General features: G+C 59.5%; 12 protein-coding genes. 10 read left to right on the top strand and 2 right to left on the bottom strand.

Going from position 1 to position 15134, the window contains the following annotated elements:
- Window positions 1-17: 17 nt before the first annotated feature.
- Both ubiB and ubiE read right to left on the bottom strand, forming a co-directional pair.
- Complete coding sequence (ubiB, locus tag WNY61_RS01595) at window positions 18-1550, bottom strand: 2-polyprenylphenol 6-hydroxylase (protein WP_342849701.1); 1533 nt, start codon at window positions 1548-1550, stop codon at window positions 18-20.
- Window positions 1550-2302, bottom strand: coding sequence for a bifunctional demethylmenaquinone methyltransferase/2-methoxy-6-polyprenyl-1,4-benzoquinol methylase UbiE (gene ubiE, locus WNY61_RS01590; RefSeq protein ID WP_342849699.1), 753 nt, complete (start codon window positions 2300-2302; stop codon window positions 1550-1552). The genes ubiB and ubiE overlap by 1 nt, the downstream gene beginning before the upstream one ends.
- Before the next feature lie 100 nt (window positions 2303-2402).
- On the opposite strand from ubiE, the gene mutM reads away from it, so the two are divergent.
- The 10 genes from mutM to WNY61_RS01540 all read left to right on the top strand — a co-directional run bounded on the left by mutM (window position 2403) and on the right by WNY61_RS01540 (window position 15132).
- The gene (gene mutM, locus WNY61_RS01585) at window positions 2403-3254 is read left to right on the top strand and encodes a bifunctional DNA-formamidopyrimidine glycosylase/DNA-(apurinic or apyrimidinic site) lyase (protein ID WP_342849698.1); all 852 of its coding nucleotides are present in this window, start codon (window positions 2403-2405) and stop codon (window positions 3252-3254) included.
- 64 nt (window positions 3255-3318) lie between these two features.
- The gene (locus WNY61_RS01580; protein WP_342849697.1) at window positions 3319-4095 is read left to right on the top strand and encodes an enoyl-CoA hydratase; all 777 of its coding nucleotides are present in this window, start codon (window positions 3319-3321) and stop codon (window positions 4093-4095) included.
- Window positions 4096-4269: 174 nt separating this feature from the next.
- The gene (gene rpsT, locus WNY61_RS01575; protein ID WP_342849696.1) at window positions 4270-4533 is read left to right on the top strand and encodes a 30S ribosomal protein S20; all 264 of its coding nucleotides are present in this window, start codon (window positions 4270-4272) and stop codon (window positions 4531-4533) included.
- 521 nt (window positions 4534-5054) lie between these two features.
- The gene (gene dnaA / locus WNY61_RS01570; RefSeq protein WP_342849695.1) at window positions 5055-6416 is read left to right on the top strand and encodes a chromosomal replication initiator protein DnaA; all 1362 of its coding nucleotides are present in this window, start codon (window positions 5055-5057) and stop codon (window positions 6414-6416) included.
- A gap of 163 nt (window positions 6417-6579) precedes the next feature.
- Window positions 6580-7698, top strand: a complete 1119-nt coding sequence (dnaN, locus tag WNY61_RS01565) for a DNA polymerase III subunit beta (protein WP_342849694.1) — start codon at window positions 6580-6582, stop codon at window positions 7696-7698.
- Between the two features lie 58 nt (window positions 7699-7756).
- Entirely contained in the window at window positions 7757-8854 is a 1098-nt protein-coding gene (recF, locus tag WNY61_RS01560) for a DNA replication/repair protein RecF (protein WP_342849693.1), read from the top strand.
- Window positions 8851-9471, top strand: coding sequence for a LysE family translocator (locus WNY61_RS01555; RefSeq protein ID WP_342849692.1), 621 nt, complete (start codon window positions 8851-8853; stop codon window positions 9469-9471). The genes recF and WNY61_RS01555 overlap by 4 nt, the downstream gene beginning before the upstream one ends.
- Before the next feature lie 79 nt (window positions 9472-9550).
- Window positions 9551-11965, top strand: coding sequence for a DNA topoisomerase (ATP-hydrolyzing) subunit B (gyrB, locus tag WNY61_RS01550; protein WP_342849691.1), 2415 nt, complete (start codon window positions 9551-9553; stop codon window positions 11963-11965).
- A gap of 204 nt (window positions 11966-12169) precedes the next feature.
- Window positions 12170-13690, top strand: coding sequence for an ATPase domain-containing protein (locus WNY61_RS01545; protein ID WP_342849690.1), 1521 nt, complete (start codon window positions 12170-12172; stop codon window positions 13688-13690).
- Window positions 13687-15132, top strand: a complete 1446-nt coding sequence (locus WNY61_RS01540) for an HWE histidine kinase domain-containing protein (protein WP_342849689.1) — start codon at window positions 13687-13689, stop codon at window positions 15130-15132. The genes WNY61_RS01545 and WNY61_RS01540 overlap by 4 nt, the downstream gene beginning before the upstream one ends.
- The last annotated feature ends 2 nt before the right edge of the window (window positions 15133-15134 follow it).

Below are 15134 nucleotides of genomic sequence, written 5' to 3'. Positions count from 1 at the left end.
CGCGTGGCCCCCTTACCTTAAAGCAGCGCGCCAATCAGGGCGATTGTCGTCGCCCCCGCGATACCCGACATTACCGCTGTCGCCGCGATATAGCGCCAGAAGCGCGGGCGGCGCAGCGGCTGTTCTTCGGTCTGACGGTTCAATGCTTGTTCGACCAACCCCGGCAGACGCGGGCCAAAGCGGGCCATGACCATAGCGGTATCGCGCAGGTCCGACAGCATGGCACGCGGGCCGAGCGATTTGGTGATGTAATCCGTCACAATCGGGCTCGCGACTTCCCAGATGTTTATATGCGGGTTGAGTGACCGTGCGACCCCTTCGACCACAACCATGGTACGTTGCAGCAAGATCAGCTCGGTCCGGGTTTCCATGCCGAAACGCTCAGTCACTTCGAACAGGTAAGTCAGCAGCCGCGCCATGGAAATGCCGGTAGCGTCCATACCAAAAATCGGCTCCCCCACCGCGCGCAGGGCGCGGGCAAATTCATCGACATCTTTGTCGGCAGGCACGTAGCCGGCCTCGAAATGCACTTTGGCCACGCGCAGGTAATCGCGGCGAATGAAGCCGTAGAGGATCTCGGCGTAGACCCGTCGGGTATAGCTGTCGATATGGCCCATGATGCCGAAGTCATAGGCGATGATATCGCCATTGGCGGCGACCTTTAGGTTGCCTTGGTGCATGTCGGCGTGGAAATAGCCATCCCGCAGGGCGTGTTGCAAAAAGAGTTGCAGCACCCGCTCTGACAGCGCCACGCGGTCATGGCCAGCGGCGTCGAGCGCGGCGTTATCCCCCAGCGGCAGGCCATCGGCCCAGCCCAGCGTCATCACGCGACGGGCCGAATAATTCCACTTGATCTCAGGCAGTTGGAAACCGGCATCGTCCTTGGTATTGGCCGCGAATTCCGACGCGGCAGAGCTTTCCAACCGCAGGTCCAATTCACCGCGCACGACGCCGTCGAAATGCTCAATCACCTCCATCGGGCGCAAGCGGCGCGATCCGGGAGAGAAGATTTCGGCCATGCGCGCGGCGAGGTAGAAAGCGTCGATATCCTTGCGGAACGCCTTTTCGATCCCCGGGCGCAGCACTTTAACGGCAACCTCTTCGCCTGTTTCAACCATGCGCGCGTAGTGAACCTGCGCGATGGAGGCGGCGGCGACGGGTTCGCTGAATTCCGAGAAAATAGCGCTGACGGGCTGGCCCAGTTCCTGCTCAACCGCCTTGCGCGCAAGGGCAGTATCAAAAGGCGGCAGTTTGTCCTGCAACACGCGCAGTTGCACGGCCAGATCATCGCCCACCACGTCGGGCCGGGTCGACAGCACCTGACCGAATTTAATGTAGGCGGGGCCAAGCGCCGTCAGCGCGCGGGTGGCGGGGGGCATGGTCGGGTCGCCTTTGTAGCCCAGCCATTTGAACGGCAGGCCAAGCGCCCGGGCCACGAAACGCAGCGGCGGGGAGGCATCAAAAGCATCCAGCACCACATTCATCGCGCCCGCGCGCTCCAACGTCGCGCCGGTGCGGATCAGCCGCCAAATGTTGTGAGGTCCGCGCATCAGATTTTCCAGCCCGAATGCAGCGCCGCGATCCCCATGGTGAGGTTGCGGTATTTCGCCTGCCCGAAGCCAGCCGCCCGCACCATCGACAAGAAGGTTTCCTGATCAGGGAAGTTACGGATCGATTCGACCAGATATTGATAGCTGTCGCGGTCCCCGGCAATGGCTTGGCCCATGCGCGGAATCACGTTGAAGCTGTAGAGGTCATAGGCTTTCTGCATCGCGGGGTTGGGCAGCTGGCTGAACTCCAGCACCATCAGACGGCCACCGGGGCGCAGAACGCGGTAAGCCTCGTTCAGCGCTTCTTGGGGGCGGGTCACGTTTCGGATGCCGAAGCTGATCGTGTAGACATCAAAGGTATTGTCAGGAAACGGCAGCGCCATCGCGTCACCCACCACCCAATCGAGGCTGCCGGTCAGGCTGTCGGCCTCCGCACGCTTGCGGCCTTCGACCAACATCGGCTCGGTCAGGTCAAGCACGGTGGCATGACCATGGCCCGCGCGGCCTAGAAATTTGAATGACACATCGCCAGTGCCGCCCGCCACGTCCAGCAACTTCTGACCGGGGCGTGGGGCGAGCCAATCCATCATCGCTTCTTTCCAGACGCGGTGGATGCCCATGCTCATCACATCGTTCATGATGTCGTATTTACTGGCGACGGAGTTGAACACACCCTGCACGCGACCTGCTTTTTCATGTTCGGGAACGGTCTCGAACCCGAAATGGGTGGTTTTGTCGGCGTCCTGGGTCATCTGCTCTTGCGATCCTCTGGTTCAGTCCCTTGTTATAGGGTGCCGTAGGCTGGGGACAATGCGTGCCTTTTGTCACAGGCAAGCGAGAGGGGAAACCGAGATGCCGGAACTGCCAGAGGTCGAAACCGTCCGCCGGGGGCTGGCCCCCGCGATGGAAGGACAGGTGATCGCCCGCGCCGAGGTAAACCGCCCCGACCTGCGCTGGCCCTTCCCCGACCGCATGGCTGAGCGGTTGACCGGGCAGCGGGTATCGCTGCTGCGGCGGCGGTCAAAGTACATTTTGGCTGATCTGGAAGGTGGGGAATCGCTGCTGGTGCATCTGGGGATGTCTGGGCGGATGCTGGTTTCGGGCGACCCATTGGGGCAGTTTCAGCACAACCACCCGGCGCCCGAGAAACATGATCATGTCGTGTTGCATATGGGTAACGGTGCGCGGATCACCTTTAACGACCCGCGCCGCTTTGGTGCGATGGACCTGCTGAACACCGCGAGCGCCAAGGCGCATAAGCTGCTTGCCTCGCTTGGACCGGAACCCTTGGGAAACGACTTTCACGAAGCGCATCTGGTGGCCGCGCTGAAGGGACGCAACATGCCAATCAAATCGGCGCTGCTGGATCAACGGATCGTCGCGGGTTTGGGAAATATCTATGTCTGTGAAGCGCTTTACCGGGCGGGCATCCATCCGGCGCGCAAGGCCGGGCGCATCTCTGCAAGCCGCATTGCCGGGCTGGTGCCGATCATCCGTCAGGTGCTGGCCGATGCCATCACAGCGGGGGGATCGTCGCTTAAGGACTTCCGCCAAGCCGACGGCGAATTGGGCTACTTCCAACACAGCTTTGATGTCTATGGCCGAGAGGGCAAAGCCTGCCGCCGGCCGGGTTGTGACGGCACCATTGGCCGCATTGTTCAGGGCGGGCGGTCTTCCTTCTATTGCCCGCGCTGCCAAAGATAACTTGAAACATAGGGGGGCCGTGGTATGCACAGTCCCCTGAGCGCAACAACAAAGAGCATTCTTGATGGCTTACGAAACGATCACCGTGGACGTGGACAACCATGTAGCCCTGATCACCCTCAACCGCCCGGATGCGCTGAATGCGCTCAACGATGCGTTGCTGGGTGAGTTGGCCAAAGCGCTGAAGGGCGCGCAGGAAAACGACAAGGTGCGCTGCATCGTCATCACCGGGTCGGAAAAGGCATTCGCCGCCGGGGCTGACATCGCAATGATGCGCGACAAAAGCTTTGTCGACGTCTTCATGGGCGATCTCTTCACACCGGAAACCGATCAGATTTTGCGCGTCCGCAAGCCGATCATCGCTGCCGTGTCAGGCTACGCCTTGGGCGGCGGCTGCGAACTGGCGATGATGTGCGACTTCATCATCTGTTCGGAAAGCGCCAAGTTCGGCCAGCCCGAGATCAACCTTGGCGTTGTGGCTGGTATCGGCGGCACCCAGCGTTTGACGCGTCTGGTGGGCAAGTCCAAAGCGATGGATATGAACCTGACGGGCCGTTTCATGGACGCCGACGAAGCCGAACGCTCGGGCCTCGTGTCCCGCGTGGTGCCGGTGAAAAAGCTGATGGAAGAAGCCATGGCCGCCGCTGGCAAGATTGCCGAGAAATCGATGATTTCGGCCACCGTGGTCAAGGAATGTGTGAACCGCGCCTATGAGGTGCCGCTGAGCGAAGGCCTGCTGTTTGAACGCCGCATGTTCCATTCGCTGTTCAACACCGAAGACCAGAAAGAAGGTATGTCTGCCTTTATCGAGAAACGCGAAGCGCAGTTCCGCGACAAGTAAGCGATTCTAGGGGCGCGGCTTGCATTGCCGCGCCTGCTGTCTTATAGGCAGCCCCAATACATGCGCGTGCAGCCCGCTCTGGCTAGAATCACCTGCCCTTTGGGGGCCCGGATTTCCGGTAGGGTTGGCGTCACGCATTGCTACGCAACAAAATGAACCCGAAGGCTGATACTCATGGCAAATACAACACAATCCGCAAAGCGCGCACGTCAAAACGAAAAGCGTTTTGCGATCAACAAAGCACGCCGTTCGCGCATCCGTACCTACATCCGTAAGGTCGAAGAGGCGATTGCCTCCGGTGACAAAGAAGCGGCAACTGCTGCGCTAAAGACCGCCCAGCCCGAGCTGATGCGCGGTGTTACCAAAGGCGTATTCCACAAAAACACTGCTTCGCGTAAGATGTCGCGCCTGTCCGCACGGGTTAAAGCACTGGGTTAATCTGGCTCCACAGCCAACCCTTTGAAAGACAAGAGGCGCCGCACTGCGGCGCCTTTTTTCGTGCAAGTGCAGCGGGAAAACCACGGCTAAGATTCTTTTCAGACAATACATGAGTCAAGATTGAAGATGTGTTGAAGCGGACCTGAAACAGTTGCTACCAAAGGTCCAGCGATTCACTTCGCTTGGGGGGACAGGCCCTGAACGCGGCGTCAGCCAATTGGCAGAATGCCAACTTCAGGGGGGTGCGGATGACCGTTGAGATACGGCCCGAAGCACTGTCGTGAATGCTGCTGCCAGCACGTTTACCCTGTCGATGAGAACACGAACGGTTCGTTCAGCGCCTCTTGCGCCGGTTTACGGTGCGATAGGCTCATGGGCAGGCCATTCTTTGAAAGTCCGAAGGACACAGGTCGGTTACCCGCGTGGGACCGGGTGGATGATCTGTTGCCGGGTGAAACGAATATTTAGGGCCGGGATTCACTCGGCCCCTGTGCGAAAAGCAAAGCGGGACGTTAGGCACGATGACATTAGATCACTGGGGCGAGATCAAAGAGCGGCTGTTGAAAACAGTGGGGCAGAACAACTACACCACCTGGATTGAGCCGCTTGTGCCCGGCGATGTCGAAGACGGAATCATGACACTCAAAGTGCCCACGAACTTCTTCGGCAATTACGTCAGTCAGAATTTCTCGGATCTGATCCTGCATGAGATCAACGCGGCCGGCACCGATGCCACGCGGCTGAACTTTGCGCTGAACCAGCAGCCAGCCAGTGGCGCCGACAAGCCCGCCCCGGCTGCGCGTCAGACCACGGCTGCCGTGAAACCCACCGCCAACAGCCAGCTAAGCACCGCCCCGCTCGACCCGCGCTTTAGCTTTGACAATTTCGTCGTTGGTAAGCCCAACGAACTGGCCCATGCCGCCGCGCGCCGTGTCGCCGAAGGTGGTCCGGTCACCTTTAACCCGCTGTTCCTTTATGGTGGCGTTGGTTTGGGTAAGACCCACTTGATGCACGCAATTGCGCGTGAGCTGCACGCGCGCAAGCCTGAGATGAATGTGCTCTACCTCTCGGCAGAGCAGTTCATGTACCGTTTCGTCCAAGCCCTGCGCGACCGCAAGATGATGGACTTCAAAGAGATCTTCCGTTCGGTCGACGTGCTGATGGTTGATGACGTTCAGTTCATCGCGGGCAAGGATTCCACCCAAGAAGAGTTCTTCCACACATTCAACGCGCTGGTTGATCAGCACAAACAGATCATCATCTCTGCCGACCGCGCGCCGGGCGAGATCAAGGATCTCGAAGACCGCGTGAAGTCGCGTCTGCAATGCGGGTTGATCGTCGACCTGCACCCGACCGACTATGAACTCCGCCTCGGCATTCTACAAAGTAAAGTCGAAGTGCAGCGCAAGACCTATCCCGACCTTGAAGTCGCCGATGGCGTGCTGGAATTCCTCGCTCATCGCATCACCTCGAACGTTCGTGTTCTCGAAGGCGCGCTGACCCGTCTATTCGCTTTCGCCTCTCTCGTGGGCCGTGAGATCGACATGGGTCTGACGCAAGACTGTCTGGCGGACGTGCTGCGCGCCTCTGAACGCAAGATCTCGGTCGAGGAAATCCAGCGGAAAGTGTCGGATCACTACAACATCCGCTTGAGCGATATGATCGGCCCCAAGCGTTTGCGCAGCTATGCCCGCCCGCGTCAGGTGGCGATGTATCTGTGCAAGCAGATGACCAGCCGCTCTTTGCCGGAAATCGGCCGCCGCTTTGGCGGGCGCGACCACACCACTGTCATGCATGGCGTGCGCCGGATCGAAGAGCTCAAGGTTTCGGACGGTCAGATTGCCGAGGATCTGGAACTGCTGCGCCGGGCGCTCGAATCCTAAGCATAACCGCCTGAGGGTTGTCCTTAGGACACGGTTAAACAGCGATCAGGGGCGCGGCCTGCGCCCCTCTTGCAATCGCAGCAACAAAGCCACAAAAGTTCTTGTGTAAGCGTGGGAACCGGGTAGTTTGCCTCTCCCGGCAATCGGTATTGGGAGAAGGCATATGAAATTCAGCATCGAACGCGCGGCACTGCTCAAGGCCGTTTCGCAAGCCCAATCCGTGGTCGAGCGCCGCAACACCATTCCGATCCTCGCCAACGTGTTGATTGAGGCCGAAGGCAGCGATGTCTCCTTCCGCGCGACCGATCTGGATATCGAAGTGGTCGACAAGGTCGCCGCTCAGGTTGAGCGCGCTGGTGCCACCACCGTTTCAGCCATGCTGCTGCACGAGATTGTGCGCAAGCTGCCCGATGGCGCGCTGATCAACCTCACCGCCGACACCGCCGCGGGCCGCCTCGCGGTTGAAGCGGGCCGGTCGAACTTTTCGCTGGCGACCCTGCCGCGGGAAGACTTCCCGGTAATGGCGTCGTCGGAATATGCCTCGAACTTCTCGGCCCCTGCCCCGGTGCTGCGCCGCTTGTTCGACAAGTCGAAGTTTGCGATTTCTACAGAAGAGACGCGCTATTACCTCAACGGTGTCTATCTGCATATCGCGGATGCCGAAGGCGGCAAGGCGCTGCGCTGCGTTGCGACAGATGGCCACCGCCTCGCCCGGATCGACGCCGAGATGCCCGAAGGCGCGGCCGAGATGCCCGGCGTAATCGTCCCGCGCAAAACCGTGGGCGAGTTGCGCAAGCTGTTGGACGATGACGAGATGGAAATTGCGGTGTCGGTGTCGGAAACCAAAATCCGCTTCGCCACCCCCGGCATCACGCTGACCTCAAAGGTGATTGATGGCACCTTCCCTGACTACACCCGCGTGATTCCGCAGGGAAACACCCGCAGAATGGAAGTCGACGCCGCCGATTTCGCCCGCGCAGTGGACCGTGTGGCGACCGTTTCTTCGGAGCGTTCGCGCGCCGTGAAACTGCAACTGGACGAAGACCGTCTGGTGCTGTCGGTCAACGCGCCTGACAGCGGTGCAGCGGAAGAAGAGCTTGCCGTGGCCTATGCCGATGAGCGGCTGGAGATCGGCTTTAACGCGAAATACCTGCTGGAGATTGCCAGCCAGGTGGACCGCGAGAACGCTGTGTTCCTGTTTAATTCCTCGGGCGACCCGACCCTGATGCGCGAAGGCAATGACACTTCGGCGGTCTATGTCGTCATGCCGATGCGCGTGTGACGCAGCCGGGAATTTTTAAAATTCCCGGACCGTTTTCTTTTAAAGAAAACGACTTTTCATGACGCAGCTGTATCTGTCCAACCTCGGCCTATCGCATTTCCGCTCGCACAGGCGGGCGGTGATTGACGTTGATGCGCGGCCTGTGGCGCTCTATGGGCCGAACGGCGCGGGCAAAACCAACATCATCGAAGCCATCTCGTTGCTCTCTCCGGGCCGTGGGCTGCGCCGCACCAGCGCGCAGGACATGGCGCGCAGGCCCGAAGCCTTGGGCTGGAAGGTAACCGGCCTACTGCACGGCCCGTCGGTGCTGCATGAAGTCGACATCTGGTCCGAAGCAGGCGCCGCGCGGCAAACGAAGATCGACAGCAAGGCCACGGCGCAGACCGCGCTCGGCCGGATTGCGCGGGTACTCTGGCTGATCCCGGCGATGGACAGGCTGTGGATCGAGGGGGCCGAAGGGCGGCGGCGGTTTCTGGACCGTGTGACGCTCAGCATGTTGCCCGACCACGCCGAACTGTCGCTGAGCTATGAAAAAGCAATGCGCGAGCGCAATCGGCTGCTCAAGGATATGGTGCGCGAACCTGCGTGGTACGCCGCATTAGAGGCCCGCATGGCCGAGACCGGAGCGCAGATTCACGCCAACCGCATCCAGGCGTTGGCGGCGCTGGCGGCCGCACAGGAAGAGGCGCAGACCGCCTTCCCCATCGCCACGCTTGCATTGCAATGCGATATGCCGAGTGACGCCGAAGCCCTACGCCGCGCGCTGTCGGACAACCGCATGCGCGACCTTTCCGCGGGGCGCACGCTGATCGGTCCACACCGCGCGGATCTGGAAGGCACCTACGCCGCCAAAGGCGTGGCTGCGCGGGACTGCTCTACGGGTGAGCAAAAGGCGCTTCTTGTCTCACTGATCCTCGCCAATGCCCGCGCCATTGCCGCAGATTTCGGGGCGCCGCCGCTGCTACTGCTCGACGAGGTTGCAGCGCATCTTGATGCCACCCGCCGCGCGGCGCTTTACGATGAAATCTGCGCCCTTGGCGCGCAGGCTTGGATGACCGGGACCGGGCCAGAGCTGTTTGAAAGCCTCGGCGACCGCGCGCAATATGTCGAAGTGACCGAAGAAGACGGCCTTTCGTGCGTGAAGGCCAGCGCATGACCATCACCGCTGCCGATCTACTGCTCTACTGCGGCGCTTTGCTGATCTTGTTCCTTACCCCCGGCCCGGTCTGGCTTGCGATGATGGCCCGCGCGCTGTCGGGCGGGTTTCAGGCCGCGTGGCCGCTGGCCTTGGGCGTGGCGATCGGGGATATGCTCTGGCCCCTCGTGGCGGTGCTGGGGATCACATGGATCCTCTCGGTCTTTGACACGATGATGGAGGTGCTGCGCTGGATTGCCAGCGGGGTTTTTATTCTGATGGGCGTAGCTCTGATCCGGCAGGCGGACGAGAAGATCAACACCGACAGCCGCCTGACCCGCCCCGGCATGTGGTCCGGTTTCGCGGCAGGGATCATCGCGATCCTCGGCAATCCGAAAGCGGTACTGTTCTATATCGGCGTGCTACCAGGGTTCTTTGATCTGCGTACCGTCACCGCTCCTGACATTGGCTTGATCCTTGCGGCCTCGGTTATCGTTCCACTGATCGGGAACCTCACAATCGCAGTTTTGGTAGGCCATATCCGCGGCCTTCTCACTGCCCCGCGCACCCTGCGACGGATCAATCTGATCTCTGGCGCCTTGCTGATTTTCGTGGGTCTTGTGATCCCCTTCGCCTGACACAAAATCTTGTGTCATTCGCGTGACAATGCTGGTCGAAAACACTATAAATCGGGCAAACGAGAAGGGTTTTTTCCGCATGTCCGATACCGCGCAGACACCACAGGAATACGGTGCCGATTCCATCAAGGTTCTCAAAGGGTTGGAGGCTGTTCGCAAACGCCCCGGCATGTATATCGGGGACACCGATGATGGCTCTGGCTTGCACCATATGGTCTATGAGGTTGTGGACAACGGCATTGACGAGGCACTGGCCGGTCATGCTGACGCGGTTACGGTCACGATCCACGAAGATTCCTCAGTTTCTGTGAGTGACAATGGCCGTGGGATTCCGGTTGGCATCCACGAGGAAGAGGGCGTCTCTGCCGCCGAGGTCATCATGACCCAACTACACGCGGGCGGTAAGTTCGACAGCAACTCCTACAAGGTCTCCGGCGGTCTGCACGGGGTTGGCGTTTCAGTCGTGAACGCGCTGTCTGACTGGCTGGAACTACGCATCTGGCGCGAGGGGAAAGAGCATATCGCACGGTTTGAGGGCGGCTTTACGACCAAGCACCTCGAAGTGCTGGGCGACACTGACCGCACGGGCACCGAGGTCCGCTTCATGGCCTCAACCGACACTTTTTCCAACCGCGAATATATCTTTGAGACGCTGGAGAAGCGCCTGCGCGAACTGGCCTTCTTGAACTCCGGTGTACGGATCATCCTGACTGACGAACGCCCTGTTGAGCCGCTGCGGACCGAGCTTTACTACGACGGCGGGGTGAAGGAATTCGTCAAATACCTCGACCGTCACAAGACCTCTGTCATGCCCGAGCCGATCTTCATCACCGGCGAACGTGATGATATCGGCATCGAAGTGGCGATGTGGTGGAACGACAGCTACCACGAGAACGTACTGCCCTTCACCAACAACATCCCGCAGCGCGATGGCGGCACCCATATGGCGGGTTTCCGCGGCGCGCTGACCCGCACGATCAACGGCTATGCGCAATCCAGCGGCATCGCGAAGCGGGAAAAGATCAACTTCACCGGGGATGACGCCCGTGAGGGTCTGACCTGCGTGCTCTCGGTCAAAGTGCCGGATCCGAAGTTCTCCTCGCAGACCAAAGACAAATTGGTGTCTTCAGAGGTGCGCCCCGCAGTCGAAGGTCTGGTGAACGAGAAGCTAGCCGAATGGTTCGAAGAGAACCCCGCCGAGGCCAAGCAGATCGTCGGCAAGATCGTCGAGGCCGCGCAGGCCCGCGAAGCGGCCCGCAAGGCACGGGAATTGACCCGCCGCAAATCCGCGATGGATGTGAACTTCCTTGCTGGTAAGCTTAAGGATTGCTCGGAAAAAGACCCATCCAAGACCGAAGTCTTCCTCGTCGAGGGTGACAGCGCTGGCGGCTCTGCCCAGACGGGCCGCGACCGTCAGACGCAGGCGATCTTGCCGCTGAAGGGTAAGATCCTCAACGTCGAGCGCGCGCGGTTTGACCGGATGCTGGGAAGCCAAGAGATCGGCAACCTCGTTATGGCGCTTGGCACCGGGATTGGGCGGGATGAATTCAATCTCTCCAAACTGCGCTACCACAAGATCGTCATCATGACCGACGCTGACGTCGACGGGGCGCACATCCGTACCCTGCTGCTGACCTTCTTCTTCCGCCAGATGCCCGAGCTGATTGAGCACGGGCACCTCTACATCGCACAGCCGCCGCTCTACAAAGTGTCGCGTGGCAAGTCCGAGGTTTACCTCAAAGACCAAGCTGCGATGGAAGACTACCTGATTCAGCAGGGTGTCGACGGCGCGATGCTGCGCCAAGGCAACGGCGAAGAGATCAGCGGCCAAGACCTGACCCGTGTGGTCGATATGGCCCGTCAATTGCGCCGCGTGTTGGAGGCATTCCCGACCCATTACCCGCGCCACATCGTTGAGCAGGCCGCTATCGCTGGCGCCTTTGTCGATGGCGTGGTGGACAGTGATCTGCAGGGCGTGGCCGACAAGGTGGCCGACCGTCTGAACTTGATCGCGCTGGAATATGAGCGCGGTTGGCAGGGCCGCATCACCCAAGACCACGGCATCCGCCTTGCCCGCATCCTGCGCGGTGTCGAAGAGGTGCGCACGCTGGATGGCCGCATGATGCGTTCGGGCGAAGCCAGGAAATCCGGCAGCTTCACCAAACACCTGCAAGAGGTCTATGACCAGCCCGCGACCCTCGTGCGCAAGGACCGCAGCCAGCTGATCCACGGTCCAATGGACCTGCTTGATGCGATATTTGCAGAAGGCGAAAAGGGTCTGTCGTTGCAACGCTACAAAGGTCTGGGAGAAATGAACCCCGATCAGCTTTGGGAAACCACTCTCGACCCCGACGCGCGTACCCTGCTGCAGGTCCGGGTTGAGGACATGGCCGAGGCGGATGACCTCTTTACCAAGCTGATGGGCGATGTCGTTGAACCACGGCGCGAGTTCATCCAACAAAACGCATTGAGCGTCGAGAACCTCGATTTTTAAAGGTTTGTTCGGCTGCCTTTAGCCTACTATTCGCGGCATTAGTGCCGCGAATAGTGTGATAGGTTTCGTGATACGAAAGCCCTTGCGGCTGATATTCGACGCCGCATTCTACCCTGCGTCGTGGTAAGAAAATCCCAAGCACCTCGTTTACTTCTTCTGCGTTCGGACTACCTCAACGACGATTTTTCGAGCGAAGAAACCAGAATGAATATAACAAACACGACTGAAGCAACGCAAAGAATATCCACCGGAACATCAGGTCTAGACTCTGTGCTCTGTGGCGGCCTGACGCCGGAAAGGCTTTATTTGGTCGAAGGCACGCCGGGTTCGGGCAAGACAACGCTTGCTTTAAAGTTCCTTATGGATGGTCGCGCCGCAGGGAGCAAAGGGCTCTACATCACTCTTTCCGAGACGGTGAATGAGCTAACCGCCGTCGCCCAGTCCCATGGTTGGACGTTGAATGACATCGCTTTGTACGAAATGGTCGCCGAAGACGATTTCAGTGCCGACCACGAACAGTCCCTTCTACACCCCAGCGAGGTTGAGCTGGGCGAAACGGTGCGCGGCATCATTGAGCTTGTTGATAAAACCAATCCCGACCGGGTCGTGCTCGACAGCCTCTCCGAACTGCGCCTCTTGGCCCAGAACCCCCTGCGCTACCGCCGCCAGATCCTAGCCCTGAAACACTTTTTTGCGCGGCGCAAATGCACTGTGCTGATGCTGGACGACCGCACCGCCGAGCCTGGTGATCTGCAGCTCCATTCCATTGCGCATGGCGTCATTTCTCTGGAGCATCTGGCGAATGACTTCGGTTCGGAGCGACGGCGTTTGAGGGTGATCAAGATGCGTGGTTTGAAATACCACGGGGGCTATCATGACTTTTCCATTGAAAAGGGCGGCATTTGTGTTTACCCGCGCCTGATCGCGGCAGAGCATCACCGTGTGCATTCCACCGAACCTGTGACCACCGGCCTAAAGGAATTGGACGCTCTTTTGGGCAATGGGCTGTTCCCAGGAACCAACGCACTGCTTGCTGGCCCCGCTGGCGTGGGCAAAACCACGACGGCGGTACGTTGCATGATTGCAGCGCTCGAGCGGGGTCAGAAAGCCGCGTATTTCTTGTTTGACGAACGGCTCGCGACGTTGATGATCCGCTCCAAGGCGCTTGGGATGGACCTGCAACCCTATATCGACGATGGCTCTTTGCATATCCGCCAGATCGACCCGGCCGAGCTCTCGCCCGGTCAATTCGCCTATGCTGTACGCAATGCGGTTGAGGACGATGATGCAAGCGTCGTGGTGATCGACAGCCTAAACGCTTATCTGCACGCCATGCCCAGCGACAACTTCCTTGTGCTGCAAATGCATGAGTTGCTTAGCTACCTGTCACAGCAGGGTGTGATTTCGATGATGGTCCTCGGTCAGCACGGCATCACCGGCGAGCTGCGTTCAGACATCGACATCAGTTACCTCGCAGATACCGTGATGATGCTTCGGTTCTTTGAAGCCGAAGGGGAAATCCGCAAATCCATCTCGGTCATTAAAACACGGACCTCTGACCACGAGCGCAGCATTCGCGAGTTCAAGATTGATCGGGACGGCTTGACTGTCGGCGAGCCAATTCGCAATTTCTCTGCTATTCTTTCGGGCAGTCCGATTTATACGCCGTCTAACGGTGATCTGATGCCATTGTCCGCGGATCCTGCTGAGGATCGCCAATCGTGACTGGCCTCGCCGCACTTGCTGACACCACGACAGGACCTGGGACAGATATCTTGTCAGCCGTCGCAGTGGTGGCACCGCGTGGGCGCGACGACGCAGTCGCACGTCAGCTTTTGGCGAAGGACGGGATCGCGACTGTTTCCGCGCCAACGCTCAAGACACTATCGGACCTCATCGCGCAGCATGTCGGGGCCGTGCTCATTACCGAAGAAGCGCTGAACAGCGCGGGGTCCCAAGAACTCGCTCATGTGCTGGCGTCTCAGGCGGCTTGGTCGGACGTGCCGTTCATCGTCTTGGCAAATGGCACGTCACGCGACCGCAGCGAGCGCGCCACCCAGAAGATCGATACGCTGAGCAACGCCGTCTTGCTCTCGCGCCCCCTGCACGCCGAAGAGCTTATCCGCGCGGTCCGATCAGCCCTTGCTGCCCGCGTTCGGCAGCATGAAGCCCGCAAGCAGCTTGAGGAACTTCAGCGGCGGGAACGGCAGTTGTTCGAAAGCGAAGCGAAGTTTCAGGCAATCGCGAATTCGGTGGATCAGATGATCTGGTCGACTTTGCCAGATGGGTACCACGATTATTACAACAACCGCTGGTACGAGTTTACCGGCGTGCCGCACGGCAGCACCGATGGTGAATCGTGGAACGGTGTGTTCCATCCAGATGATCAAGCACGGGCTTGGGAGCTCTGGTCTCACAGCCTTACGACCGGCGAAATTTACGAAATTGAATACCGTCTGCGTCATCATTCGGGCGACTACAGATGGGTCTTGGGGCGGGCACAGCCGGTGCTGGACAGGTCTGGCACCATTCTGCGCTGGTATGGCAGTTGCACGGATATCCACGAGATCAAAGTTGCCCAAGAACAGCGCCAGCTGATGCTGGGCGAAATGAACCACCGGGTAAAGAACACGCTGGCTATGGTGAACGTCATGGTCTCGCAAACGCTGCGACTGGCAGACAATCTGCCTGACGCACAAACCGCGCTGCAATCGCGCATTGCTATGATGGCGCAAGCCCATGATCGGCTGATCGCGGCATCTTGGGCCGAGGCCCAAATGCCGGCTGTGGTTGACGCTGCACTGGCGCCGCACCGCACTGGCGAGAGCCGTTTTATCATTGATGGGCCAAAGGTAGAGGTGGGATCGAAACAGGCCCTCGCGGTCACGATGGCCCTTCATGAGTTGTCGACAAACGCCGCGAAATACGGTGCGTTATCGAACAATGCGGGAAAGGTTCGCATCCGCTGGGGTGTCACCGACGATACCTTTACTTTCACATGGGAGGAAACCGGCGGTCCTCCGGTCGATGCCCCCACAAGGCGTGGATTTGGCAGTCGAATGATCGAACAGGCACTGGCCAGCTATTTCCACGGGAACGTAGAGCTATCGTTCAAGCCGAAAGGTTTGTGTTTCACACTTAATGCACCCATGTCCGGTCTGCTTTGAAA

It is taken from the genome of Sulfitobacter sp. AS92 (genome assembly GCF_038900015.1).
Lineage (GTDB): Bacteria > Pseudomonadota > Alphaproteobacteria > Rhodobacterales > Rhodobacteraceae > Sulfitobacter.
This window is presented reverse-complemented; position numbering and strand designations above follow the sequence as displayed.

Bases quoted from the DNA above. Each gene is read 5' to 3' on its own strand.
- ubiB (WP_342849701.1), bottom strand. From the start codon at position 1,550: ATGCGCGGACCTCACAACATTTGGCGGCTGATCCGCACCGGCGCGACG.
- ubiE (WP_342849699.1), bottom strand. From the start codon at position 2,302: ATGACCCAGGACGCCGACAAAACCACCCATTTCGGGTTCGAGACCGTT.
- mutM (WP_342849698.1), top strand. From the start codon at position 2,403: ATGCCGGAACTGCCAGAGGTCGAAACCGTCCGCCGGGGGCTGGCCCCC.
- gyrB (WP_342849691.1), top strand. From the start codon at position 9,551: ATGTCCGATACCGCGCAGACACCACAGGAATACGGTGCCGATTCCATC.
- WNY61_RS01580 (WP_342849697.1), top strand. From the start codon at position 3,319: ATGGCTTACGAAACGATCACCGTGGACGTGGACAACCATGTAGCCCTG.
- dnaN (WP_342849694.1), top strand. From the start codon at position 6,580: ATGAAATTCAGCATCGAACGCGCGGCACTGCTCAAGGCCGTTTCGCAA.
- rpsT (WP_342849696.1), top strand. From the start codon at position 4,270: ATGGCAAATACAACACAATCCGCAAAGCGCGCACGTCAAAACGAAAAG.
- recF (WP_342849693.1), top strand. From the start codon at position 7,757: ATGACGCAGCTGTATCTGTCCAACCTCGGCCTATCGCATTTCCGCTCG.
- WNY61_RS01545 (WP_342849690.1), top strand. From the start codon at position 12,170: ATGAATATAACAAACACGACTGAAGCAACGCAAAGAATATCCACCGGA.
- WNY61_RS01555 (WP_342849692.1), top strand. From the start codon at position 8,851: ATGACCATCACCGCTGCCGATCTACTGCTCTACTGCGGCGCTTTGCTG.
- dnaA (WP_342849695.1), top strand. From the start codon at position 5,055: ATGACATTAGATCACTGGGGCGAGATCAAAGAGCGGCTGTTGAAAACA.